The following is a 21916-nucleotide window of genomic DNA, read 5'->3' as shown; positions in this document are numbered from 1 at the left end:
GCGGACAGCGATACTGACGGAAGTGAGCGAGCGTGCCTGAGTACGACGAGACCGCCGGAACCCCGGACGACCAGTCCACGGTGGCGACGGCGGCCAACAACGAGTCGGTCGAGGCCGCCAGCGAGCCGGAGTTCCCGACCACCGAGCCGGCCCCGGACGAGGACTTCGACCCGGTCGCCGAGCTGCGCCAGAAGCTGCGCTACGCGCCCGGCGACTGGTACGTGGTGCACTCGTACGCCGGCTACGAGAACAAGGTCAAGACCAACCTCGAGACCCGGATCACCTCCCTCGACATGGAGGACTTCATCTACCAGGTCGAGGTGCCGACCCGGGAAGAGGTCGAGGTCAAGAACGGCAAGCGGTCGCAGGTCCAGGCGAAGGTCTTCCCGGGCTACATCCTGGTCCGGATGGAGCTGACCGCCGAGTCCTACTCCTGCGTCCGGAACACCCCGGGGGTCACCGGCTTCGTCGGCGCCACCGACCGGGCCGACCGGCCGGCGCCGCTGAGCCTCGACGAGGTTCTCAAGTGGCTGGCCCCGGCGGTCGAGACCGAGCAGAAGAAGGCCAAGCCCGAGGTCAAGGTCCTCGACTTCGAGGTCGGCGACTCGGTCACCGTCACCGACGGCGCGTTCGCGTCGCTGCCGGCGACGATCAGCGAGATCAACGCCGACCAGCAGAAGCTCAAGGTGCTGGTGTCGATCTTCGGCCGGGAGACGCCGGTCGAGCTGAACTTCAACCAGGTCGCCAAGATCTGACGTACGTCGGCACCGGCGGCCCGCCCCTTTCGGGGTGGCCGCCGGTGCGCCGTTTCGCCGCCCGCCGACCTCGGCGCGGAGGGTGGCCGACGGCTGCGCTACCCTAGAACGTCGGCTGTCCGCACCGTGCTGACCGTGCGCGCCCGCGGACCGGCGAGAATCCCAGTTCCAAGCCCCAGGAAGAGACATGCCTCCGAAGAAGAAGCTCGTCAAGACGTTCACGCTTCAGCTCCCGGCGGGCCAGGCCACCCCGGCGCCGCCGGTCGGCCCCGCGCTCGGCCAGCACGGCGTGAACATCATGGAGTTCTGCAAGTCCTACAACGCGCAGACCGAGTCCCAGCGGGGCGACATCGTCCCCGCCGAGATCAGCGTCTACGAGGACCGCACGTTCACCTTCGTGCTGAAGACCCCGCCCGCCGCCCGGCTGCTGATCAAGGCCGCCGGCGTGCAGAAGGGCTCGGGCGTCCCGCACAAGGAGAAGGTCGGCTCGGTCACCCGCGCCCAGCTGCGTGAGATCGCCGAGAAGAAGATGGCCGACCTCAACGCCAACGACATCGACCAGGCCGAGAAGATCATCGCCGGCACCGCCCGGTCGATGGGCCTGACCGTCGCCGACTGATCTCGCTCCACCGCTCCACCCGATCTTTCTGTTCGTGGGAGGGCCGCGCACGCCGCGCGCCCGCCAGAGACCACAGGAGTCACCAGAAATGCAGCGCAGCAAGAGCTACCGCAAGGCCGCCGAGGTCATCGACCGGTCGAAGCTCTACACCCCCGTCGAGGCCGTCAAGCTGGCCAAGGACACCACCAACACCAAGTTCGACGCCACGGTCGAGGTCGCGATGCGCCTCGGCGTCGACCCCCGCAAGGCGGACCAGATGGTCCGCGGCACGGTCAACCTGCCGCACGGCACCGGTAAGACCGCCCGCGTGATCGTCTTCGCCGCCGGCGCGAAGGCCGAGGAGGCCGTCGCCGCGGGTGCGGACGAGGTGGGCACCGACGAGCTGGTCGCCCGCATCCAGGGCGGTTGGCTGGACTTCGACGCGGCGATCGCCACGCCCGACCAGATGGCCAAGATCGGCCGGATCGCGCGGATCCTGGGCCCGCGCGGTCTGATGCCGAACCCGAAGACCGGCACCGTGACCATGGACGTCACCAAGGCCGTCTCGGACATCAAGGGCGGCAAGATCACCTTCCGGGTGGACAAGCACTCCAACCTGCACCTGATCATCGGCAAGGCCTCCTTCTCGGAGAACCAGCTGGTGGACAACTACGCCGCGGTGCTGGACGAGGTGCTGCGGGCCAAGCCGTCCGCGGCCAAGGGCACGTACCTCAAGAAGGTCACCCTCACCACCACGATGGGCCCGGGCGTCCCGGTCGACCCGAAGGTCGTGAAGAACTTCCAGGAGGGCTCGGCCGAGGGCTGAGCACGCGTACTCCCGGACGGGGCCCCGCCACCACGCTGTGGCGGGGCCCCGTCCGTCTGTCCGGTGTGGCACGCTCGGGCGCATGCGGCTCGACGGCGTCTGGCTCCGCTACCACCGGCACGGCCCGTGGGTGCTGCGGCAGGTCGACGTCGCGGTCGGCCCGGGTGAGGCGGCGGTGGTGCTGGGCCGCAACGGCGCCGGCAAGTCCACGTTGCTCCAGCTCGCCGCCGGGGTGCTGCGCCCGGGCCGGGGCCGGGTCACCGACCGGCCGCCGGTCGTCGGCTGGGTGCCGGAACGCTTCCCCGCCGACCAGCCGTTCACCGTCGGGGCCTACCTGTCCGCGATGGGCCGCGTCGCCGGCCTGCCCGGCCCCGTCGCCGACCGGGCGGTGCGCCACTGGGTGGAGCGGCTGGGCCTGACTCCCTTCCACGACGTACGCCTGCCGCGGCTGTCCAAGGGCACCGCGCAGAAGGTCGGCCTGGCTCAGGCGCTGCTGCGCCCGCCCGGCCTGCTGGTGCTCGACGAGCCCTGGGAGGGGCTGGACGCCACCGCCCGCGAGGCGGTCCCCGAGATCATCGGTGAGGTGCTGGCCGGCGGCGGCACGGTGCTGGTCAGCGACCACCGGGGCGAGACGGTCCGGCTCCCGGGCGCTCGGCACCTGTCGGTCACCGGCGGCACGGTGACCGAGGAGGCGTCGTCGGGCGGCGCGGCCGTCGCCGTGGTCGAGCTCGCGGTGCCGGCCGCCGGGCTGGCCGCCGCCGTCGCCCGCCTGCGCGCCGACGGCCACCAGATCCTTCGGGTACGCGAACACGCCGTCCCGCCCCCGGCCACGCACCCGGTGCCGGCCTCCGCCGGCCCGTCGGGCACCGGCGGGCCGGGCGGCGCGTCCGCCGCTGGTTCCCCGGACCAGGCCGGTGCCGAGGCCGAGGGCTCCGCCCGGCCCGGGCCGGCGTCCGAGGTGACCCGGTGATCGCGCTGGTCCGGCTGCGGTTGGCCGGCTTCCTGCGTACCGGACGGGCGCTCGCGCCGGTCCTGGCCGGCCTGCTCGTCCTCGGCGTCCTCTACGGCGGTGGCCGGGCCCGACCGGCGGAGGCCTACGGCGTCTCCGCCGTGGTGCTGTTCCCGGTGCTGGCCTGGCAGACCAAGATCCTGCTGGACGTGGAACCCGACGTGCAGCGCCGGATGGCCCGGGTGGTGGCCGGCCCGGCCCGGGAACGGGCGGCCGGGCTGATCGCGGCGCTGGTGGCGGGGCTCGCCGTGGTGCTGCTGGCGCTGGCGCTGCCGTGGCCGCTGGGCGGGGTCACCGCTGCCGTCGGGCCGGGGGAGCGGCCGGTGCTCGCCGGGGTGGCCCTGGGGCTCTGGGCACACCTGCTCGCGCTGCCGGCGGCGGTGGCGCTCGGCGCGCTCGCCAGCCGGGCGGTGACGCGCAGCGCCGGCTACGGGGTCGCGGTGCTGGTCACCGGCGCGGTCGGGGTCGTGGTGCTCGGGCTGTCCGGCTCGGTCGTGCCGTGGCTGGCCCCGCCGGTGATGGCGACCGCGCGGGCGCTCACCGGGCCGGTCGCGGCCGGCGAGGGTCTGCTGCTGACCTGCTGGGCGGCGCTCTGGGCGGCGGTGGCGCTGACCGGCTACGCCTGGGCGCGGCGTACCCGGGCCTGAGCGACGGGTGACCGGGAGCACTCGGCACGATTTGGTGCTGCGGCGTACGTCGCGTAACCTGGTGCGGTAGTTCCACCCAAAGACCGCTGGTCACCGTGCTCCGGCACGGTCGAAGGTCCCGCGACGACGGGCGACCCGCGCAGGGCGGTAAGCGAAACTCGGTGTCACGCACGGCCCACCCAGCGCCTTCTGGTACGACGCCAGCAGCGCCGCGCCACCGCGGATGTTCGCGGCCGGGTCGGTGCGCAGCGTGCCCGCGTCGAGCCCGGTGAGCGCGGCGGCGGCGTCGAGCGTCTGGAGCGAGGCGGGCGGCAGCGGGGTCTCCCGCTCCGGTGCGGCGGCGGTGGCCGGGTCGAGCTTCAGCGGGCGGGAGTCGTCGCCGCGCGGGTCCTCGTCCTCGTCGACGTGGGCGCTGCCCGGCATGGCGAGGATGTGCGCGGCGTCGGTCAGGTGCATCGGGCCGTAGCCACCGCTGGTGCTCGGCTGTCCGGTGTGGGTGTCCCAGCGGGACTCCAGATAGGAGACGCCGAGCAGTACGTTCTGCGGCACGCCGTACTCGGCCGCGGCGGCGGCGTACTGTTGTTGCCTGTCGCTCGCGGGCGCGGACGTGTCCGGCGCGGCGGTCACCGGGCCGGTCGTCGCCAGCGCGGTGGCTGTCGCCACTGCGGCGGCGAGCAGTATCCGTCTGCCCGACGGCGGGGCGGAGAGGTGCATCGAACCTCCTGGACAGGGATGGGGGTCACTGCGTCTCCACCCTCACTCCGCACACCCGCGAGGGTCAATAGCTTTCCAGTGGGTAATCAGCCTTGAAAGAAAATTTCACCTCTATCCTCGGTGCGGCCCCGCATCGCGTACGGAGTGTCACGGCGCTGGAAGTTGCGGATCGATAACGGTGGTCCCTACTCTGGTGAATCGTCGGCCGCACGTCTCACCGTCCAACCCGGTCGGTGACGGTCCGACACCGCCGAGTCGCCTCCGGGCGAGCCGGGGAACCAGGTACCTGGGGTGAATCCGCAGCGATGCGGTAGGGCGGCTCCCTTCCCGCCCGAATCCGTCAGCTAACCCGGTAGGCGGTACGGAAGAAGGAGTACGGACGCCCGGTGGCACTCCATGCCCCGCGGCCGTCGTCGAGCCGGTCGGTCGACCGGTCCACGGCTGTGCCGCGTACCCGCTGGTCCCGCTTCACCACAGCCCTCGCCGCCCTGGTCGGCACCGCAGTCGTCCTGACCGGCGGCGCCACGGCGGCACACGCCGAACCCTCGGTCGCCGAGATCGAGGCCCAGATCGACCGCGACTGGAACAAGCTCGAACCGGTCATCGAACAGGTCAACGCCGTACGTGAGCAGCTCGCCGCGCGGCGCAAGCAGGCCGACGCGCTCGGCCGCCAGATCGCACCCCTCCAGGCCCGGGTGGACGCCGCCCTCGGCCAGGTCGGCGGGCTCGCCGCCGACGCCTACAAGGGCGACAACCTCTCCACAGTCAACGCGCTGCTGGGCAGCCGCTCGCCCGGTGACCTGGTCAACGGCCTGGAGCTGCTCGACCGCTTCGCGCACCGCCAGCACGAGCAGGTGCGCTCCGTCGCCGCGCTGCGCGACGAGCTGGCGGCGAAGAAGAAGCCGCTGGACGAGATGGTCGCCGGGCTGGCGCGTACCGAGGCCCAGCTCGCGGCGAAGAAGAAGCAGATCGACGCCGAGATCGCCAAGCTGGAGAAGCTGCGGCTCACTGTGTACGGCAAGGGTGGCGGCGGCCCGCTGCGCCCGGCGCCCTGTCCGTCCGGCTACCCCGGTGGCCCGGCCGGAGCGGCGGTCAAGTTCGCCTGCGCCCAGATCGGCAAGATCTACGTCTGGGGCGCGGCCGGACCGGACCACTTCGACTGCTCGGGCCTCACCATGGCCGCCTGGGCGAAGGGCGGCGTCTCGCTGCCGCACAGCGCACGCCAGCAGCACGGCGTGACGAAGCGGATCAGCCGGGCCGAGTTGCGCGCCGGTGACCTCGTCTTCTACTACGGCGACCTGCACCACGTGGCGATGTACGTGGGTGACGGCTGGGTGGTGCACGCCTCCCAGTCCGGCAAGCCGATCACCATGAAGCGGGTCGACGACGGCGACATCAACAGCTACGGCCGGGTGTAAGGAAGGGCCCCCTCTTAACGCCTCCGGTAGAGGAGGGGGCCCCTATTAACAACTGCGGGCGCGGTCAGCGCGTCGGCCAGGTGCGCCAGCTCTGCCAGGACCGGCTCGGCGTCGGACCGCGCTGCCCCTGGTAACGCGAGCCGTAGACGGCCGAGCCGTACGGGTGCTCGGCCGGCGAGGAGAGCCGGAAGATGCAGAGCTGCCCGATCTTCATGCCCGGCCAGAGCGTGATCGGCAGGTTCGCCACGTTCGACAGCTCCAGCGTGACGTGACCGGAGAAGCCCGGGTCGATGAAACCGGCTGTCGAGTGGGTCAGCAGCCCCAGCCGCCCCAGGCTCGACTTGCCCTCCAGCCGGCCGGCGAGCTGGTCACCCAGCGAGATCACCTCGAGCGTGGAGGCGAGCACGAACTCGCCCGGGTGCAGCACGAACGGCTGCCCCTCCGGCACCTCCACCATCGAGGTCAGGTCGTCCTGCTGGACCGACGGATCGATGTGCGTGTAGAGGTGGTTGTTGAAGACCCGGAACAGCCGGTCCAGGCGTACGTCGATGCTCGACGGCTGCACCAGCGTGGGCTCGAAGGGCTCCAGCGCGAGCGTGCCGGCCTTGATCTCGGAGATCAGGTCGCGGTCGGAGAGCAGCATCGGAACACCATAGCGACCGGTACGGGTGACCTGCGTGTCGCACTACATCTTCGTACACGTGTTCGATAGAGTGTCCACATGGCTTCCTGGTCCGAATTCGCCGCCGACGAGCCCCGCCTCGCCGGCGAGATCCGCCTCCTTATGCAGCAGTACGGGCCGGGCTTCGGCTACCTCGCCACGGTCCGCGCCGACGGCGGCCCCCGCGTCCACCCGGTCTCCCCGGTGATCACCGCCGACGGCCTCTGGTGCTTCGTCATCGACTCGCCGAAGCGACGCGACCTCGAACGCGACGGCCGCTACGCGCTGCACTCGTTCCCGCCGGAGGAGAGCGACGACGAGGCGTACATCGCGGGGCGCGCACGGCCGGTGACCGACCCGGCCACCGTGACGCGGCTGGCCCGGATCGCCCGCGCGTCGCCGCAGGGCGACTGGCGGCTGTTCGAGTTCACCGTCGAGGTGGCGATGCTGACCCGGCGCGACCCGGTGGCCCAGCCCGGCGCCGCCCCGCCGCAGGTGCGGGTCTGGCTCGACCCCCGCGGCGACGCGCCGGCCCGGCGCGACCCGCTCGCCGCCGAGGGCCGGCGCGGCCGGCACGGCTTCGACACCCGACGCCCGGCCGCCTGACTTGGCCCACGACGAACGGTGCCGGCCCCGTCCGAGGACAGGGCCGGCATCGGTACGCGGTACGACGGTCAGGCTGCGCGGTAGGCGTTCCACGCGGTGAGCATGCGGCTCGCCTGGCCGGCGGTGAACTGGTACATGCAGGAGTCGTACGTGTAGTCCATGAAGTTGGTGATCGGGTCCTTGCCGGCGGTCGAGCAGGTGTCGCGGCCGGTCGGGCACTGGTACGCCGGGGACGCCTCGGCCGGGGTGTCGGAGACGCTGTCGCCCGAGCCGGAGCAGCCGCCCTGGAAGGTGTGGTAGAGGTTCAGCCAGTGGCCGACCTCGTGGGTGCCGGTGTCACCCTGGTTGTAGTTGGTCGCGGTGCCGCCGGGCAGCGACTCGTTCAGCACGACCACGCCGTCCATCTTGTCCAGCGTCCGCTTCGGGAACGTCGCCCAGCCCAGCAGGCTGTCGCTCAGCTCGCCCAGGTAGATGTTCAGCGTGTTCTTGCCGCCCTCGCGCAGCGAGGTCTTCATCGAGCGCTCGGCGGAGGAGCCCTGCACGATCGGGTACCACGACGGGTTCGTCACCCGGTTGATCTTCGTGAGCTGGAACCCGAACGCGGTGGCGGCGCCGCCGGTCGAGCCCGCGTACGCCTGGTTCAGCACGGTGATCTGCTGGTTGATCATCGAGTCGGTGATGTTGCCGCCGGCCCGGGTGCTGTTCTCCTGGATGACGTGCACGACGACCGGGATCGTCACGGTGGCCAGCGGGGCGACGGCGCCGGTCCGGAAGTTGGCCCGCTCGCGCTGCGCGGCGGCGAGGTCGGCCTCCCGGTCCTTGACCTGCTTGGCGGTCAGGTGGTTGGGGTCGAGCTTGGCGTTGCCGCCCTTCGCGACGCGAGCGTTCGCGTGCTCGTCGGCGTGGGCGTCAGCCGGCTCGGCGCAGACGCCGGCCGGGGCGGCCGAGAAGGCCGAAGCAGCGGGGACGACGCCGACGGCGGCGGTGCTGAGCAGCAGCGCGAGGGTCGACGTCGCGACACCGGCGGTACGCCGGGTCAGCAGGTTGGGACGGAGTCCCATGGGCCCACCTCTTTCTGACGGCGTGGCAGGGGGTGTGTCACGCCGGTTCGGAAACGTGGGGCAGACGTTACATCGCATCGACGCATTTGAGAACGCCCATACGTTTCCGACGTGCAACTTCGTGCCGACCGGCTCCGGTGAGTGCTTGATCCACTCCAGTTCGGGGAGGTGGCGGGGTCAACCGCCCGCCGATGCCGCCACCTCGCCGAGGTGGCGCGCGCACCTGACTGCACGGGGGTGGTGCCCTTCAGGTAGAGTGGTGCCGCTGCGGGTGTAGTTCAATGGCAGAACATCAGCTTCCCAAGCTGACAGTGCGGGTTCGATTCCCGTCACCCGCTCCACGCGAGAGGCCCTGGTCAGGACGTGAGTCCTAGCCAGGGCCTTCGACGTTCCGTAGCCTCCGCTCCGAGGTGAGCGAACTGGCAGCAAAGCTGACCTGGGACGAGGCCGTCGCCCTCGTCGAGCGGATCATGAGTGTCGACTACGCGGACGACGATGAGTTGGGCGGCTGCCGAGGTTGTCGACCGGGCCTTGGCCTACCAGCCGATCCAGATGCGGTCCGCGCCATGGACGTAGCCGTCGCCGGGGCTCCCACCGCTTGGTGCCATGAGCGTCGGGCGCGTCATCACGATGGCTATCTGTCCCACCGATCGGCGTAGGGCAGGCTGAGCAGGCCGATGTGATCGGACACGTCGCTCGACGCGTTGTGCTCCCGCAGTACGGCAGGCGCGTGCCGTATCACCCATAGCGACAGCGCGGCGTCCCACGTGTCCTCCTTCTGCCAAGTCGACCAGGGGAGCCTGTCGCCCAGCAGGTCGTCCATCCACTCCTCCACGGCGGTGGCCAGCCGCCGTCGAGCCACCGCGTCGACCAGCGACTCCGTCCAGACGGCCAACCACGGGCTGAGCGTGGTGGTGGTCTCGGCGACGAACGCCAGCGCCTCATGGGCGGGCACCTTCGCGTCGGGCTCGACCAGGATGTGCAGCCACCAGGCGTCCAGGAACTCCCGCAGAGCGCTCCGTTGCCCGACGGGCCACTCCTGCCAGCGGGCGGTGGTGAAGAAGTACCCGAGGCTGTCCATCCCGGCCATCGGCATCACGCGGCCCGCCACGAGGCTCCGGGTCAGTTGGGGCAGGATCCGGCGCAGCAGCGGGCCGGGATAGCGCCAGTCCGTGGTCCAGTACGTGCGACGGAGCAGGTCCTCGTCGAGCGGCACGTCCGGCGTCTTCAGCAGTGCCAGTTCCTCCGCGCTGCCCCAGTGGCACTCGCAGTTGGACTCCTGCCGGTGCGCCGTCATGCCCTGGAACGTGGCGGCCACACCCGCCAGCGCCTTCTCCAGGAGGTCGCTTACCTCAGTCCGATCGGGGATCATGGCGAATCCGCCTTCGAGGACTCCGGAGGCGTACGCCTGCCGAAGAGAATGATCTTACGGTGAAGGCGAGGTGGGACGTGCACCCGACCAACGATCATCTGCCGGAGGAAGCCGAATGACACCGAATGCTTCGCCGACCGTGGATCGACTCGCCGACCTGTTCGACTGGGACGGGTCGACGGAGACGGAGATCGACTGGCCGGCTCTCACCGAGGCGGCAGGCCATCCCTTTCCCGAGGACTACCGACGCTTCGTCGAGCGCTTTCCACACGGCAACATCGGCTTCCTGGAAGTGCTTCATCCTTCCGACTGGGGCGTACCGGAATTCCTCCGGTACGCGCGGAACTGGCATCACGCGATGAACGAGAGGGCGGAGTGGACAGGAGGGTTCCCGTACCACTTCGGCACCTCACCGGGAGACCTCCGGGTCTGGGGAGCCGTGAACCTCGACTATCTGCTCTGCTGGCACCTGGACGACGGTCCTCCCGAGCAGTGGCCGACGGTGGTCTGCGATACCGCCCTGATCGACCCGCCCCAGCCCTACGCCGGCACTGCCACCGCATTGCTTGTCGAGATCGCGGAACTGAGGAACCCGGTGCCGGTGATCGGGTACGTCACGGAGATCGACGGGTTGCCCTTCAGGCTCGTCCGGCACGAGTAGATCGGCTCGGTGGCGGCGATGAGTTGCGGGTCGTTGACGGGTCTGACGGGGGACGAGCGCAAACCGGAGGAGCGGACCCATGGGCAAGCTGATCGTGACCGAGTTCCTGACCCTCGACGGCGTGGCGCAGGCGCCCGGCGAGCCCGACGAGGACCGCGAGGGCGGCTTCAACCACGGCGGCTGGCAGATGCCGCTGCTCGACGACAAGTCCGGCGCGGTGATGTTCCAGCAGGCCAGCAGCATGGACGCGCTGCTGCTGGGCCGCAAGACGTACGACATCTTCGCCGGATTCTGGCCGAAGGCGCCAGCGGACATCCCCTTCACCGGCCTGCTGAACGGCGTGCCGAAGTACGTGGCCAGCCGCACTCTCACCGAGCCGCTGGCCTGGGCGAACTCGTCGCTGGTGTCCGGTGACCTCGCCGAGCGCGTCACCGAGATGAAGGCCCGCCACGACGAGGTGCACGTGATCGGCAGCCTGGACCTGGTGCAGTCGCTGCTGCGCCCCGGCCTGGTCGACCGGCTCAACCTGTGGGTGTACCCGGTGGTGCTCGGCACCGGCAAGCGCCTGTTCGGCGAGGGGACGGTGCCGAGCGCGTTGCGGCTCACCGAGTCGGTCACCCACGCCCACGGCACGCTGCAACTGACGTACGAGCCGGCCGGAGCGCCCACCTACGGGGACGCGGCGGCGTAGGGCGCGCCGAGGTCGAGCACGTGCCGCAGGCCGGGCTCCCCGTCCAGCTCCACCCGATGATCCGGCACGAAACCGGCGCGCTTGAGCACCGCCAGCGAGGCCGGGTTCGCCAGCGCCGCCGAGGCGACCAGCCGGCGCAGCCCGTACTCGGTGCGGGCCAGTTCGCAGACGCGCCGTACGCCTTCACTCGCGAGCCCGCGCCCGGCGGCGCGTTCGGCCACCCGGTAGCCCAGCTCGGCGCTGCCGCCTGCGACGTCGACCAGGTTGAACCGTCCGAGCACGGCGCCGTGGTCGCCGACCAGCACGTGGAAGTGGCAGGTGCCGCGTTCCTGCTCATCCAGCAGGGCCGCGTGCCGGGCGGCGTATCCGGTGAAGAAGTCGTCGCCCCGGTCGGGGACGTACCGGGCGAAGTAGGCCCGGTTCTCCCGCTCGAACCGCAGCACGGCGGGTGCGTGGTGGGCGGCGAGTCGTTGCAGCTCCGGCATCGGCCCAGGCTAGGCGTCGGCCGGGTAGCAGCGCAGTTCGATTGTGTTGCCGTCCGGGTCGCTGACGTAGATCGAGGTGCCGGTGCCCCGTGCCCCGAACCGCGGGACCGGGCCGGTCAGCACGGTGAACACCCCGGAGTCGACCACCCGCTGCCAGTCGACCGGCTCCACCACCAGGCAGAAGTGATCCACGTTGGACTGGTCCGGGCCGCCGCGTAGAAGGTCGATGATGGTGCCGGCGTCGACGCGTACGGACGGAAAGGTCACCTCACCGGCCCGCCACCTGTCGACCCGCACCGGGGCCAGGCCGAGCGTGCCGCAGTAGAAGTCGAGGGAACGCTCGACGTCGCTCACCGAGAGGACGAGGTGGTCGAAACCGGTCACCGTCACGAGATGGTTGTGCATGACGTCAACCCTGGTCCGGCGCGCCGTCCGGACCAACCCCGATCCGGACTACGATCGTTTACCCGCAGGCAACGACGGAGGTGCTCCGGTGCTGGAGCGGTACGAGGTCGAGACGTTCCTGACCCTGGCCGAGGAACTGCACTTCGGGCGGACCGCCGAGCGGCTGCGGGTGAGCACCGGCCGGGTCAGCCACGTGGTGCGCAAGCTGGAACGCCGCATCGGCGCGCCGCTGTTCGAGCGCACCAGCCGGGTCGTCCGGCTCACCCCGATCGGTGCCCGCCTGGCCGACGAGATGCGCCCGTTGGTGGCCGGCATCGAGGCGGCGGTGCAGCGGGCCGTCGACGCCGGGCGCGGGCTCACCGGCGAGCTGCGGGTGGCGTACGTGGGTGAGTCGACAGCTCCGGTGCTGCTGCGCGCGGTGGCCCTGTTCACCGAGCGCCATCCGGACTGCGAGGTGCACGTGCACGAGGCACCGCTGGCCAGCACCCGGTCGAGCCTGCGGGACGGCACGATCGACGTGTTGATCGCCTCGTACCCCTTCGACGGCATGGCGAACGGCCCGGTGCTGCTGCGCGAGCGCCGGGTGCTCGCGGTGGCCGCGGGCCATCCGCTCGCGGCCGAGGCGTCGGTGTCGCTGGAGGTGCTGGGCGACCATCCGGTGGTGCAGTACCCGGCGGTGACCTCGGCCGCGTTCAAGCAGGACCGCACGCCGGACCGCACCCCGTCCGGCCGTCCGGTGCCGAAGGGCCCGGTGGGCGGCAGCTTCTCCGAGATGCTGGCGCTCGTCGCGCTGGGGCGCGGGGTGCTGCCGGTGGGTGAGCAGGCCCGGCAGTTCCACGCCCGCCCGGACGTGGCCTACGTGCCGATCCACGACGCGCCGCCGATCTGTCGCGGTCCGGTGTGGCCGGCCGGGAACACCACCACCCGGGTACGCGAGTTCGTCCGCGCTGCTGCCGACGCCAACCCGCTGCCGCCGGAGTGACGTCGTACCCGGCTGGCAGCATCGGCGGGATGCGGGACGAGATCCGGGCACTGGTCGAGGAACTGCCACCGGGGGACGAACTGGAGGTGCGGCACCGGGAGGCGGCGCTGACGTGGCTGGCCGGCACGGAGGACATCTTCCGCCGGGCCAAGCCGCGTACGCCGTCGCCGCACCTGGTCGCGTACTTCCTGCTCCGCGACCCGGCCGACGGCGCGGTGCTGCTTGTCGACCACCGCCTCGCCGGCATGTGGCTGCCCAGCGGCGGGCACGTCGAGCCCGGCGAGCACCCGGCCGACACGGTGCGCCGCGAGCTGCGGGAGGAACTGGGCGTGTCGGCGGTCTTCGCGCCGCCGTTCGGTGAGCGCCCGGCGTTCCTCACCGTCACCGAGACGGTCGGCCCGCCCGAGCACCGGCACACCGACGTGAGCCTCTGGTACGTGCTGTCCGCCGACCGTGGCCGGCGGTTCACGCCCGATCCGGTGGAGTTCGCCGGCATCCGCTGGTGGACGCCGGCCGAGGTGAACGAGGCACCGGCCGGCACGGTCGAGCCGCATCTGGGCCGGATGCTCGCCAAACTGGCGGCTACGACGCCTTGACCCGTCCCCTGCGGCAAGGCCCAGCGTGATCGGTGCCGGTCGCGGTGACCGGCACGAGGAGCGCGAGGGAGGCACGGTGCGACTGCTGACCATCGGCGCGTTCGCCCGGGCGACCGGCCTGAGCGCCAAGGCGCTGCGCATCTACGACGACTGCGGGCTGCTGCCCCCGGCTGCGGTGGACCCGCACTCGGGCTACCGCTACTACGCGCCGGAGCAGGCGGACCGGGCACGGCTGATCGCCGGGCTGCGCCGGGCCGGAATGCCGCTGGCCGAGATCCGTACCGTCTGCGGCCTTCCGCCCGCTGCCGCCGCCGAAGCGCTCGACGCCTGGTGGCGGCGGGTCAGCGCGGACACCGCGGCGCGCGGCCGGACCGTCGCGCTCCTCGTCGGCAGGCTCAGCGAAAGGGGTACCACCATGTCCGAGACCACCTTCCGGTACGCGACGCGCTGCGAGACCGGCACGGTCCGCGATTCCAACGAGGACACCGCGTACGCGAGCGCCACGCTGCTCGCGGTCGCCGACGGCGTGCGCGGTCCGGCCGGGTCCACCGCCAGCGCGGAGGCGGTGGACGCGCTGCGGCCGTTGGAGCAGGCGGACACGCCGGAGGCCGATCTGCTCGGCGCGCTGGCCGACGCGGTGACCCGGGCCGACCGGGCGGTACGCACGCACGCCACCGACGCCGACCAGCCCGCCACCACGCTCACCGCGCTGGTGCGGCGCGGCACCCGGCTCGCGCTGGTGCACGTCGGGGACAGCCGGGCGTACCTGCTGCGCGGCGGCGAGCTGTCCCGGCTCACCCAGGACCACACGTACGTGCAGACGCTCGTCGACCAGGGACGGCTCACCCCGGCCGAGGCGGGATCGCATCCGCAGCGGGCGCTGCTGGCCCGGGCGCTCGGCGCGGGCGCGGAGGTGGAGGCGGACCTGGCGCTGCGGACCGCGCTGCCCGGCGACCGCTACCTGCTCTGCTCCGACGGCCTCTCCGCCGTGGTGGATCCGGGCGCGCTGCACGCCGCGCTGGCCGAGGCGGACGATCCGGCGGCCGCCGTCGAGCGTCTGGTCGAGCTGGCGTACGCGGCCGGTGCGCCGGACAACATCGCCTGCGTGGTCGCCGACCTGGCGGCCTGATCCCCCGCGACCCGGGCCGGGATGTCCGGCCCGGGTCGTACCCTGGCGGGCATGCGAATCGGCATCGTGATCCTGCCCGACCAGCGCTGGTCGGAAGCACGCCGGCGGTGGGCACAGGTGGACGAGTGGGGCTTCGACCACGCCTGGACCTACGACCACCTGGGCTGGCGTGACCTGGTCGACGGGCCGTGGTTCGACTCGTGGACGACGCTGACCGCGGCGGCCGGCGTGACGTCCCGGGTGAAGCTCGGCACGCTCGTGGCGTCGCCGAACTTCCGGCACCCGGCGGCGTTCGCCAGGCAGGTGACCGCGCTCGACGACGTGTCGGACGGCCGGGTGCTGCTCGGCCTGGGCGCCGGCGGCATCGGCTTCGACTCGGCGGTGCTCGGCGGCGAGACGCTGCCGCCCCGGCAGCGCGTGGACCGGTTCGCCGAGTTCACCGAGCTGCTCGACCTGATCCTGCGGGAGGACGGCACGACCTGGCGCGGGGAGTGGTTCACCGCCGTGGACGCGCGCAACAACCCCGGGTGCGTGCAGCAGCCCCGGGTGCCGTTCGTGATGGCCGCGAACGGTCCCCGCTCGATGCGGCTGGTCGCCCGGTTCGGGCAGGGCTGGGTCACCACCGGGCTCGGCGGCGACGACGTCGAGGCGTGGTGGGGCACGGTGACGGAGCTGTCCGAGCGGATGACGCGGACGCTGGAGGAGGCCGGCCGTGACCCGGCGACGCTCGACCGCTACCTGTCGCTCGACTCGGCGCCGGTGTTCTCGCTGACCAGCGCCGACTTCTTCGCCGAGCAGGTGGCCCGGGCGGCCCGGCTGGGCTTCACCGACGTGGTGACGCACTGGCCCCGGGCCAGCAGCTGGTACGCGGGTGACGAGGCGGTGCTGCTGGAGGCGGCGGCGCTGCTGCCGGAGCTGCGCCGGGCCGGCTAGGTGCCGACGCTGCCCTCGGTGGAGACCAGCCGGAACCGGAGGCAGACGATCCGGGTGTCGTCGGTGACCGGGGTGCCCTGCCGGGCCCAGTAGGCGCCGTGGCCCTCGCGCCACTCCTCGATCGACCGGTCGCCCTCGCCCTCCGCGCGGGCGAAGTCCCACGGCACGTCCGCGAAGCGCACCACCTCGACGCCGGTGACCTCCACGACGCCGACGAGCGCGTCGTTGTCGTCGACCAGGACCAGTCGCTCGCCGACGTACTCCAGTTCCTCGTTCTCGTCGTCGTACTCCTGCACGAGGCCGGCGGTGGCGGTCTTCACGCCGGAGAGCACGAGGGTGTTGAGCCGGGTGCGCAGCTCGCCGGGTGTGCCGAGGGCGAGTGCGCGCAATCCACCGATGCGGGGCCACATGCTGCCGACGCTACGGCACCGTACCGCCGTCGCTCATCCGGTTTCGCGGCGTCTCACGGCAGTTGGTCGCCGGTGAGCAGGGCGCGCAGCCTGAGCCGCGCGGCGACCTCGGGCGGGCAGGTCGCGACGAGCGTGGCGGCGCCGATCAGGTCGGCCCCGGCGTCCCGGACGACCCGGCTGAGCGCGTCGAGCTGGGCGCCGGTGTCGACCCAGTCGTCGACCAGCAGCACCCGGTCGCCGGTGCCGATCCGGCGGCCGTCCACGCCGACCCGCAGCCGCCGGCCCCGGTAGTCGGGGGGTGTCTGCGCCCAGCGCGTCGGCCCGGCCCGCCGCCGTTCGCCGCCGTCCTTGTACGCGGGCAGGAAACCGGCGCCGGCGGCGACCGCGACGAGCGGACCGAGCAGCAGCCCGGTCACCTCGGGGGCGATCACGACGGTCGGGCGATCCTCGGGGAACAGCCCGGCCACCGCCGGCCCGACCTGGGCCAGCACCTCGGGGTCACGCCACCAGCCGGAGATGTCGCTGACCAGGTGGGTGCTGCCCGGGCCGGGGTCGATCCACCCGAACAGCTCGACCAGGCGACGACTCAGCACGTCTTCCATCCTGGCGGATCGGTGGGCCGTTCGGCCGATCGACTGTGGCGTGATCGGCTACACGTACCAGGGTAAATGCGGGCATAGCACCATGATCACGTTGACTTCGGAAGTGCTTCTCTCGTTACGGTCCGGGCCGGTTTGTTCAGTTGACGAAAGGACCGGGCTGGTGGCTGCTAGGCACCTTCGTACCCGCAAGTTCTCCTCGCCCGCGGCCATCGCCGCCACCGCGGCGGTCGGTGTGGCGCTCGCGGTCGGCGGTACCGTCGGCGCGGTGCGGCTCACCTCCGCCGAGCCGCCCGCCGAGCCGGCCGTGGTCGAGACGCTGCCCAGCACGCCCGCCCCCACGTCGGTCGCCCCCTCGCCGAGCGCGTCCGCCTCGCCGAGCGCGAGCCTCAGCCCGTCGCCGAAGGCCACCCCGAGCCCGAAGTCGAGCCGCACCCAGGCGGCCTCCCGGAGCAAGGCCCGGACCGCCTCCCCGTCGCCGACGGCGAAGAAGACGAGCAGCCCGAAGGTCGTGGACAGCGGCTCCTGCGGCGCCTCCTTCTACGCTGAGGGCCAGATGACGGCGAACGGCGAGACGTTCAACCCGGACGCGCTCACCGCCGCGCACAAGACGCTGCCGTTCAACACCAAGGTCCGGGTGACCAACCCGGCAAACGGCAAGTCGGTGGTGGTGCGGATCAACGACCGTGGCCCGTTCATCGACGGCCGGTGCCTGGATCTGTCCCGCGCCGCGTTCGCGACCATCGCCGCCACGAGCCTCGGTCACGTGAACGTCCGGTACGAGGTGCTCGGCTGACCGGCCACTCGGGCAGAACTTCCACGACCGACGGGCCAGGTTCATTCTCCCGTTCACGTCCATCAGGCATGCTGTCCGATGTACGCACGCAACCCTTCCAGCCGGGCCGAGGCCCGCTGAGTCCCGGATCCCGCGCCGGTCTCGGCGCGGCCCTTGCGCTGCTCGCGATCGTGGTCGCGGTGGAGCTGGCCGACGGCCGTCCGGCGCACTACCTGGCGCTGATGGTCGTCGCGCCGTTCCTCGCGGCGGCACTGGCGTCCTGGCGGGTGGTGCTCGCGGTGGGCGGCCTCGCCACCGCGATCGGGATCGGCTTCGCCGTCGCCGAACGGGGCAGCCCGCTGGTGACAGTCGTCAATGTGACAGCGGTCGGCGTGGCCACCGCGATCGCGGCGGCGACGGCGGCGGTACGCCAGCGCCAGGCGGACCGGATCACGGAGCTGTCCCGGCTCGCCTCGGTCGCCCAGCAGGCGGTGCTGCGACCGCTCGGCCCGCAGGTCGGCACGCTGGCGGTGGCCGCCCGGTACATCTCCTCCACCGCGACGGCCGAGATCGGCGGCGACCTGTACGAGGTGATGGACACCCCGTACGGCGTTCGCATGATCATCGGTGACGTACGGGGCAAGGGGCTGGACGCGGTCCGCCTGGCCAGCATCGTGCTCGGTTCCTACCGGCACGTCGCGTACGAGCGGGCCGACCTGCGCGCGGTGGTGACCGACCTGGACCGAGCGGTGGCCCGCAACGTGGGCGACGAGGACTTCGTCACGGCGGCCCTGGTCGAGGAGCGCGGCGGCACGCTCACCATCGTCAACTGCGGGCACCCGCCACCGTTGCTGCTGCGCCGGGGCGCGGTGATCCCGCTGGAGCCGCCCGCGCCCGCGCCGCCGCTCGGTTTCATGCCCGTGGTCCGGCCCCGGGTGGAGCGGCTGGAGCCGGGCGACCGGCTGCTGCTGTTCACCGACGGGCTGGGCGAGGCGCGCCGGGACGGCGAGTTCTTCCCCACCGCCGACCGGGCCTGGCGGCTGCTCGGCCACGGCACCGTCGCGGACGGGCTGGCCTCGCTGGAGACCGCACTGGTCGAGTGGGTGCACGGCCGGCTCGACGACGACATCGCGCTGGTCCTGATGGAGTACGTCGGCCCGCGCAGCACCACCGCCACCCCGGTTCCGAGCTGGGAGGTCGGCGCCGCCGACGGATGAACGGGAAGTGTGTAATCGCTGTCACTTCCGAGATCGGCTTGTCGTTGCCTACCGGCGAGTAATACAGTCTGGAGTTACTGATCGGTAACACCTGTCCGGAAGCGGGGCCAGCGAGCATGACCCACTACAAGAGCAACGTGCGGGACCTCGAGTTCAACCTGTTCGAGGTATTCGGGGCGGACCGGACGCTCGGCCAGGCCCCGTTCACGGACCTGGACGTCGACACCGCCCGCAGCTTCCTCGGCGAGGTCGACCGCCTCGCCCGCGAGGACCTGGCTGCCAGCTACACGGACAGCGACCGCAACCCGCCGGTCTTCGACCCGGCGACGTTCACCGCGCCGCTGCCGGAGTCGTTCAAGAAGTCGTACAAGGCGTTCATGGACTCCGAGTTCTGGCGCCTCGACCTGCCGGAGTCCCTGGGCGGTACCAACGCCCCGCGCGCCCTCTGGTGGTCGCTCGCCGAGCTGGTGCTCGGCGCCAACGCCCCGATCTGGATGTACGCCTCCGGCCCGTCCTTCGCCCACGTGCTGCACGTCGAGGGCACCGAGGAGCAGAAGAAGTGGGCCCGGCTGTTCATCGACAAGCAGTGGGGCTCGACCATGGTCCTCACCGAGCCGGACGCCGGCTCCGACGTGGGCGCCGGCCGTACCCGCGCGATCCAGCAGCCGGACGGCTCGTGGCACATCGAGGGCGTGAAGCGCTTCATCACCTCCGGTGAGCACGACCTGAGCGACAACATCGTCCACTACGTGCTGGCCCGTCCGGTCGGCGTCGAGGGCGTCGGCGGCCCGGGCACCAAGGGCCTGTCGCTGTTCGTCGTGCCGAAGTTCCACTTCGACGCCGAGACCGGCGAGCTGGGCGAGCGCAACGGCGTCTACGCCACGAACGTCGAGCACAAGATGGGCCTGAAGGTCTCGAACACCTGCGAGGTGACCTTCGGCGAGCACGGCGTACCGGCCAAGGGCTGGCTGCTGGGCGAGAAGCACGACGGCATCCGCCAGATGTTCATGATCATCGAGTACGCCCGGATGCTGGTCGGCACCAAGGCGATCGCCACGCTCTCCACCGGCTACCTCAACGCCCTGGAGTACGCCAAGAACCGGGTGCAGGGCGCCGACCTCACCCAGATGACCGACAAGACCGCCCCGCGGGTGACCATCACCCACCACCCGGACGTGCGCCGCTCGCTGCTGCTGCAGAAGTCGTACGCCGAGGGCCTGCGCGCGCTGGTCTGCTACACCGCGAGCTGGCAGGACAAGGTCGCGATCGCCGAGGCGGCCGGTGACGAGAAGGCCACCAAGCTGGCGAAGCGGGTGAACGACCTGCTGCTGCCGCTGGTCAAGGGCGTCGGTTCGGAGCGGGCGTACGAGCTGCTCGGTCACGAGTCGCTCCAGACGTACGGCGGCTCCGGCTTCCTCCAGGACTACCCGCTGGAGCAGTACGTCCGGGACGCCAAGATCGACACCCTGTACGAGGGCACCACCGCGATCCAGAGCCTCGACCTGATCTTCCGGAAGATCGTCCGGGACAACGGCAAGGCCCTGATGGCTGTCGCCGCCGAGATCCAGGAGCACATCGCCTCCGAGGCCGGCAACGGCCAGCTCAAGGAGGAGCGTCAGGCGCTCGGCAAGGCGCTCGCCGAGATCCAGAACATCCTCGGTGTGATGACCGGCTGGCTGGGCGAGGCCCAGGGCGGCGACACCCGCGCGCTCTACAAGGTCGGCCTGAGCAGCCGCCGGTTCCTGCTGGCGATCGGCGACCTGGTGGTCGGCTGGCTGCTGCAGAAGCAGGCGGACGTGGCGCTGAAGGCGCTGGCCGGCGAGGTCTCCGCTGCCGACAAGTCCTTCTACACCGGCAAGGTCGCCGCCGCCCGGTTCTTCGCCCGCGAGGTGCTGCCCCGCATCGGCGCCGACCGGCGGATCATCGAGGGCGCCGACCTGGAGATCATGGACCTCCCGGAGGAGGCTTTCTGAGCCCTTCCGGGGGCTTTCACCCCTGAAACGTCACTCTCCCCCTCATGACGACGGCCGGCGGGCACCAGCCCGCCGGCCGTCGTCGTGCGCGCGGCCCGGGTGGATAGGCGGCCCGGTGGCGGGTAACCGTCGCGGACCACGACCGAGTACGCCCAAGGCCATCGCACGGGGGAGTGCAGCGCACATGGGCATTGGTAGCGCCATCTTTCTCATCGCGCTCGGCGCGATCATGACCTTCGCCATCCGGGCCAACGTCTGGTGGATCGACCTGCGCGCGGTCGGCTGGGTGTTCATCCTGGCCGGGCTGGGCGTCCTGCTGACCACGCTGTGGTTCTGGCAGGACCGCCGCAAGCGGGCCCGCACGCTCATCGTGGAGGAGAACCGGCTCTCGCATCCGACAGCGATGATGCCGCCGCCGCCCGACCCGCCGCCGCCGACGGCACCGCCGTCCTGACGCCGCGTCTCAGTCGCCGATCCGGTCCAGCTCGGCGAGGTCGTCGCCGGAGAGGGCCAGCCCGGCGCCGGCGACGTTCTCGCGCAGGTGCGCGACGGACTTGGTGCCGGGGATCAGCAGGATGTTCGGCGAGCGCCGCAGCAGCCAGGCCAGGGCGACGCCCATCGGCGTCGCCCCCAGGCGTCCGGCGACCGCCGACAACGCCGAGGACTGCACCGGGGTGAACCCGCCGAGCGGGAAGAACGGCACGTAGGCGACGCCCTGCCGGGCCAGCTCGTCGATCAGGTCGTCGTCGCTGCGGTGGGCCAGGTTGTACTGGTTCTGCACGCAGACGATCGGCGCGATCGCCTGCGCCTCGGCCACCTGTTCCGGCGTCACGTTGCTCAGGCCCAGGTGGCGGATCAGGCCCTCCTGCCGAAGCGCGGCGAGCGTCTCCAGCGCCTCGGCGAGCGACCCGGGCTGCGGGCCCGTGGCGTCGCCGAGCCGCAGGTTGACCACGCCGAGCGCGTCCACGCCGAGCGTCTCCAGGTTCTCCCGCACCTGTCGCCGCAGGCTCTCCGGATCCCGGGCGGTGGGCCAGCGGCCCTGCTCGTCCCGGTCCGCGCCGACCTTCGTGACGATGTGCAGCGACTCCGGGTACGGGTGCAGCGCCTCCCGGATCAGCCGGTTGGTGACGTACGGCCCGTACGCCGCGCTGGTGTCGATGTGGGTGATGCCGAGCGCGACCGCCTCGCGCAGCACCGTCAGGGCGCCGTCGTGGTCGGCTGGTGGTCCCATGACCCACTGGCCGGCGAGCTGCATCGCGCCGTAGCCGAACCGGTTGACGGTCAGGTCTCCCAGCGTCCAGGTGCCGCCGGGAAGGGTGGTGGGAGCCATGCGTGTACCTCTCGTCGTCCGTACCGTGGCGCCGCCGGGTCGCGGCACCGGTTTCCACTATCG

General features: G+C 71.8%; 26 protein-coding genes, 1 tRNA gene and 1 riboswitch. Of the genes, 18 read left to right on the top strand and 9 right to left on the bottom strand.

The genetic code is table 11. From position 1 onward, the window contains the following. Nucleotides 1–32: 32 nt before the first annotated feature. The 5 genes from nusG (at nt 33) to ACPCK6_RS05080 (ending at nt 3835) form a co-directional block, all read left to right on the top strand. Complete coding sequence (gene nusG / locus ACPCK6_RS05100; protein ID WP_030501618.1) at nt 33–755, top strand: transcription termination/antitermination protein NusG; 723 nt, start codon at nt 33–35, stop codon at nt 753–755. Between the two features lie 187 nt (nt 756–942). Continuing rightward, nucleotides 943–1374: a 50S ribosomal protein L11 gene (gene rplK / locus ACPCK6_RS05095; protein ID WP_013288647.1), complete on the top strand. Its 432-nt coding sequence runs from the start codon at nt 943–945 to the stop codon at nt 1372–1374. A gap of 88 nt (nt 1375–1462) precedes the next feature. Beyond that, nucleotides 1463–2179 (top strand): 50S ribosomal protein L1, encoded by a 717-nt coding sequence (gene rplA / locus ACPCK6_RS05090; protein WP_135242081.1) that lies wholly within the window; start codon nt 1463–1465, stop codon nt 2177–2179. Between the two features lie 82 nt (nt 2180–2261). Then, nucleotides 2262–3149 carry an ATP-binding cassette domain-containing protein gene (locus ACPCK6_RS05085; RefSeq protein WP_396883400.1) on the top strand — a complete coding sequence of 296 codons (888 nt, stop codon included), beginning with the start codon at nt 2262–2264 and terminating at the stop codon, nt 3147–3149. Further along, nucleotides 3146–3835, top strand: coding sequence for a hypothetical protein (locus ACPCK6_RS05080; protein WP_423480460.1), 690 nt, complete (start codon nt 3146–3148; stop codon nt 3833–3835). Before ACPCK6_RS05085 ends, ACPCK6_RS05080 begins: the two co-directional genes overlap by 4 nt. A 90-nt stretch (nt 3836–3925) precedes the next feature. On the opposite strand, the gene ACPCK6_RS05075 is transcribed toward ACPCK6_RS05080, so the two are convergent. Further along, nucleotides 3926–4549 carry a lysozyme family protein gene (locus ACPCK6_RS05075; protein ID WP_423480459.1) on the bottom strand — a complete coding sequence of 208 codons (624 nt, stop codon included), beginning with the start codon at nt 4547–4549 and terminating at the stop codon, nt 3926–3928. Between the two features lie 238 nt (nt 4550–4787). Next, nucleotides 4788–4922, top strand: a riboswitch (cyclic di-AMP (ydaO/yuaA leader). Nucleotides 4923–4935: 13 nt separating this feature from the next. Between ACPCK6_RS05075 and ACPCK6_RS05070 the strand changes: the two genes are divergently transcribed. Beyond that, a complete protein-coding gene (locus ACPCK6_RS05070) occupies nt 4936–5967 on the top strand; it encodes a C40 family peptidase (RefSeq protein WP_396881740.1) in 1032 nt (343 codons plus the stop codon). Between the two features lie 64 nt (nt 5968–6031). Here ACPCK6_RS05070 and dcd read toward each other — a convergent pair whose 3' ends face one another. Beyond that, the gene (gene dcd, locus ACPCK6_RS05065; RefSeq protein WP_043327610.1) at nt 6032–6610 is read right to left on the bottom strand and encodes a dCTP deaminase; all 579 of its coding nucleotides are present in this window, start codon (nt 6608–6610) and stop codon (nt 6032–6034) included. Between the two features lie 78 nt (nt 6611–6688). Between dcd and ACPCK6_RS05060 the strand changes: the two genes are divergently transcribed. Beyond that, nucleotides 6689–7234 carry a pyridoxamine 5'-phosphate oxidase family protein gene (locus ACPCK6_RS05060; protein ID WP_423480458.1) on the top strand — a complete coding sequence of 182 codons (546 nt, stop codon included), beginning with the start codon at nt 6689–6691 and terminating at the stop codon, nt 7232–7234. A 68-nt stretch (nt 7235–7302) separates the two neighbouring features. On the opposite strand, the gene ACPCK6_RS05055 is transcribed toward ACPCK6_RS05060, so the two are convergent. Continuing rightward, nucleotides 7303–8295 carry a zinc metalloprotease gene (locus ACPCK6_RS05055; protein ID WP_396881739.1) on the bottom strand — a complete coding sequence of 331 codons (993 nt, stop codon included), beginning with the start codon at nt 8293–8295 and terminating at the stop codon, nt 7303–7305. Nucleotides 8296–8562: 267 nt separating this feature from the next. On the opposite strand from ACPCK6_RS05055, the gene ACPCK6_RS05050 reads away from it, so the two are divergent. After that, a tRNA-Gly gene (locus ACPCK6_RS05050) sits at nt 8563–8636 on the top strand. Between the two features lie 293 nt (nt 8637–8929). Here the strand turns inward: ACPCK6_RS05050 and ACPCK6_RS05045 are convergent. Beyond that, nucleotides 8930–9667 carry a hypothetical protein gene (locus tag ACPCK6_RS05045; RefSeq protein WP_423480457.1) on the bottom strand — a complete coding sequence of 246 codons (738 nt, stop codon included), beginning with the start codon at nt 9665–9667 and terminating at the stop codon, nt 8930–8932. Between the two features lie 115 nt (nt 9668–9782). Between ACPCK6_RS05045 and ACPCK6_RS05040 the strand changes: the two genes are divergently transcribed. Continuing rightward, nucleotides 9783–10328, top strand: a complete 546-nt coding sequence (locus ACPCK6_RS05040; protein WP_423480456.1) for an SMI1/KNR4 family protein — start codon at nt 9783–9785, stop codon at nt 10326–10328. Between the two features lie 79 nt (nt 10329–10407). Then, on the top strand, nt 10408–11019 hold the full coding sequence (locus tag ACPCK6_RS05035) for a dihydrofolate reductase family protein (protein ID WP_423480455.1): 612 nt from the start codon (nt 10408–10410) through the stop codon (nt 11017–11019). Here the strand turns inward: ACPCK6_RS05035 and ACPCK6_RS05030 are convergent. Together ACPCK6_RS05030 and ACPCK6_RS05025 are read right to left on the bottom strand one after the other, a co-directional pair. Beyond that, on the bottom strand, nt 10998–11504 hold the full coding sequence (locus ACPCK6_RS05030; protein ID WP_396881734.1) for a GNAT family N-acetyltransferase: 507 nt from the start codon (nt 11502–11504) through the stop codon (nt 10998–11000). The two genes, ACPCK6_RS05035 and ACPCK6_RS05030, sit on opposite strands and share 22 nt — an antisense overlap. Nucleotides 11505–11513: 9 nt before the next feature. After that, a complete protein-coding gene (locus ACPCK6_RS05025) occupies nt 11514–11909 on the bottom strand; it encodes a VOC family protein (RefSeq protein WP_423480454.1) in 396 nt (131 codons plus the stop codon). An 88-nt stretch (nt 11910–11997) separates the two neighbouring features. Here ACPCK6_RS05025 and ACPCK6_RS05020 point away from each other — a divergent pair, with 88 nt between their 5' ends. The 4 genes from ACPCK6_RS05020 (at nt 11998) to ACPCK6_RS05005 (ending at nt 15549) form a co-directional block, all read left to right on the top strand. Then, nucleotides 11998–12891: a LysR family transcriptional regulator gene (locus ACPCK6_RS05020; protein ID WP_423480453.1), complete on the top strand. Its 894-nt coding sequence runs from the start codon at nt 11998–12000 to the stop codon at nt 12889–12891. Between the two features lie 29 nt (nt 12892–12920). Continuing rightward, the gene (locus ACPCK6_RS05015; protein WP_396881732.1) at nt 12921–13487 is read left to right on the top strand and encodes an NUDIX hydrolase; all 567 of its coding nucleotides are present in this window, start codon (nt 12921–12923) and stop codon (nt 13485–13487) included. Nucleotides 13488–13563: 76 nt separating this feature from the next. Next, a complete protein-coding gene (locus tag ACPCK6_RS05010; protein ID WP_423480452.1) occupies nt 13564–14616 on the top strand; it encodes a MerR family transcriptional regulator in 1053 nt (350 codons plus the stop codon). 21 nt (nt 14617–14637) lie between these two features. Continuing rightward, complete coding sequence (locus ACPCK6_RS05005) at nt 14638–15549, top strand: LLM class flavin-dependent oxidoreductase (protein ID WP_396881730.1); 912 nt, start codon at nt 14638–14640, stop codon at nt 15547–15549. Here ACPCK6_RS05005 and ACPCK6_RS05000 read toward each other — a convergent pair. Both ACPCK6_RS05000 and ACPCK6_RS04995 read right to left on the bottom strand, forming a co-directional pair. Continuing rightward, nucleotides 15546–15959, bottom strand: coding sequence for an ASCH domain-containing protein (locus ACPCK6_RS05000; RefSeq protein WP_151500991.1), 414 nt, complete (start codon nt 15957–15959; stop codon nt 15546–15548). The two genes, ACPCK6_RS05005 and ACPCK6_RS05000, sit on opposite strands and share 4 nt — an antisense overlap. Before the next feature lie 53 nt (nt 15960–16012). After that, nucleotides 16013–16561 carry a phosphoribosyltransferase family protein gene (locus tag ACPCK6_RS04995; protein WP_396881728.1) on the bottom strand — a complete coding sequence of 183 codons (549 nt, stop codon included), beginning with the start codon at nt 16559–16561 and terminating at the stop codon, nt 16013–16015. Between the two features lie 160 nt (nt 16562–16721). Here ACPCK6_RS04995 and ACPCK6_RS04990 point away from each other — a divergent pair, with 160 nt between their 5' ends. The 4 genes from ACPCK6_RS04990 to ACPCK6_RS04975 all read left to right on the top strand — a co-directional run bounded on the left by ACPCK6_RS04990 (nt 16722) and on the right by ACPCK6_RS04975 (nt 20977). Next, the gene (locus ACPCK6_RS04990) at nt 16722–17354 is read left to right on the top strand and encodes a septal ring lytic transglycosylase RlpA family protein (protein ID WP_396881727.1); all 633 of its coding nucleotides are present in this window, start codon (nt 16722–16724) and stop codon (nt 17352–17354) included. 68 nt (nt 17355–17422) lie between these two features. Beyond that, on the top strand, nt 17423–18550 hold the full coding sequence (locus tag ACPCK6_RS04985) for a PP2C family protein-serine/threonine phosphatase (RefSeq protein ID WP_396881726.1): 1128 nt from the start codon (nt 17423–17425) through the stop codon (nt 18548–18550). A 116-nt stretch (nt 18551–18666) separates the two neighbouring features. Further along, nucleotides 18667–20523, top strand: coding sequence for an acyl-CoA dehydrogenase (locus tag ACPCK6_RS04980; RefSeq protein ID WP_396881725.1), 1857 nt, complete (start codon nt 18667–18669; stop codon nt 20521–20523). 184 nt (nt 20524–20707) lie between these two features. After that, a complete protein-coding gene (locus tag ACPCK6_RS04975) occupies nt 20708–20977 on the top strand; it encodes a DUF6458 family protein (RefSeq protein ID WP_013283345.1) in 270 nt (89 codons plus the stop codon). 9 nt (nt 20978–20986) lie between these two features. Here ACPCK6_RS04975 and ACPCK6_RS04970 read toward each other — a convergent pair whose 3' ends face one another. After that, nucleotides 20987–21853, bottom strand: a complete 867-nt coding sequence (locus ACPCK6_RS04970) for an aldo/keto reductase family oxidoreductase (RefSeq protein ID WP_423480451.1) — start codon at nt 21851–21853, stop codon at nt 20987–20989. Nucleotides 21854–21916 lie beyond the last annotated feature (63 nt).

This window comes from Micromonospora sp. AB353 (genome assembly GCF_049538395.1).
Taxonomy (GTDB): Bacteria; Actinomycetota; Actinomycetes; order Mycobacteriales; family Micromonosporaceae; genus Micromonospora; species Micromonospora aurantiaca.
This window is presented reverse-complemented; position numbering and strand designations above follow the sequence as displayed.

What these genes read in the sequence shown, in the direction of transcription:
- rplK (WP_013288647.1), top strand. Translation starts at nt 943, where the DNA reads ATGCCTCCGAAGAAGAAGCTCGTCAAGACGTTCACGCTTCAGCTCCCG.
- rplA (WP_135242081.1), top strand. Translation starts at nt 1,463, where the DNA reads ATGCAGCGCAGCAAGAGCTACCGCAAGGCCGCCGAGGTCATCGACCGG.
- ACPCK6_RS05085 (WP_396883400.1), top strand. Translation starts at nt 2,262, where the DNA reads ATGCGGCTCGACGGCGTCTGGCTCCGCTACCACCGGCACGGCCCGTGG.
- ACPCK6_RS05075 (WP_423480459.1), bottom strand. Translation starts at nt 4,549, where the DNA reads ATGCACCTCTCCGCCCCGCCGTCGGGCAGACGGATACTGCTCGCCGCC.
- dcd (WP_043327610.1), bottom strand. Translation starts at nt 6,610, where the DNA reads ATGCTGCTCTCCGACCGCGACCTGATCTCCGAGATCAAGGCCGGCACG.
- ACPCK6_RS05060 (WP_423480458.1), top strand. Translation starts at nt 6,689, where the DNA reads ATGGCTTCCTGGTCCGAATTCGCCGCCGACGAGCCCCGCCTCGCCGGC.
- ACPCK6_RS05055 (WP_396881739.1), bottom strand. Translation starts at nt 8,295, where the DNA reads ATGGGACTCCGTCCCAACCTGCTGACCCGGCGTACCGCCGGTGTCGCG.
- ACPCK6_RS05045 (WP_423480457.1), bottom strand. Translation starts at nt 9,667, where the DNA reads ATGATCCCCGATCGGACTGAGGTAAGCGACCTCCTGGAGAAGGCGCTG.
- ACPCK6_RS05040 (WP_423480456.1), top strand. Translation starts at nt 9,783, where the DNA reads ATGACACCGAATGCTTCGCCGACCGTGGATCGACTCGCCGACCTGTTC.
- ACPCK6_RS05035 (WP_423480455.1), top strand. Translation starts at nt 10,408, where the DNA reads ATGGGCAAGCTGATCGTGACCGAGTTCCTGACCCTCGACGGCGTGGCG.
- ACPCK6_RS05030 (WP_396881734.1), bottom strand. Translation starts at nt 11,504, where the DNA reads ATGCCGGAGCTGCAACGACTCGCCGCCCACCACGCACCCGCCGTGCTG.
- ACPCK6_RS05025 (WP_423480454.1), bottom strand. Translation starts at nt 11,909, where the DNA reads ATGCACAACCATCTCGTGACGGTGACCGGTTTCGACCACCTCGTCCTC.
- ACPCK6_RS05015 (WP_396881732.1), top strand. Translation starts at nt 12,921, where the DNA reads ATGCGGGACGAGATCCGGGCACTGGTCGAGGAACTGCCACCGGGGGAC.
- ACPCK6_RS05005 (WP_396881730.1), top strand. Translation starts at nt 14,638, where the DNA reads ATGTCCGGCCCGGGTCGTACCCTGGCGGGCATGCGAATCGGCATCGTG.
- ACPCK6_RS05000 (WP_151500991.1), bottom strand. Translation starts at nt 15,959, where the DNA reads ATGTGGCCCCGCATCGGTGGATTGCGCGCACTCGCCCTCGGCACACCC.
- ACPCK6_RS04995 (WP_396881728.1), bottom strand. Translation starts at nt 16,561, where the DNA reads ATGGAAGACGTGCTGAGTCGTCGCCTGGTCGAGCTGTTCGGGTGGATC.
- ACPCK6_RS04985 (WP_396881726.1), top strand. Translation starts at nt 17,423, where the DNA reads ATGCTGTCCGATGTACGCACGCAACCCTTCCAGCCGGGCCGAGGCCCG.
- ACPCK6_RS04980 (WP_396881725.1), top strand. Translation starts at nt 18,667, where the DNA reads ATGACCCACTACAAGAGCAACGTGCGGGACCTCGAGTTCAACCTGTTC.
- ACPCK6_RS04975 (WP_013283345.1), top strand. Translation starts at nt 20,708, where the DNA reads ATGGGCATTGGTAGCGCCATCTTTCTCATCGCGCTCGGCGCGATCATG.
- ACPCK6_RS04970 (WP_423480451.1), bottom strand. Translation starts at nt 21,853, where the DNA reads ATGGCTCCCACCACCCTTCCCGGCGGCACCTGGACGCTGGGAGACCTG.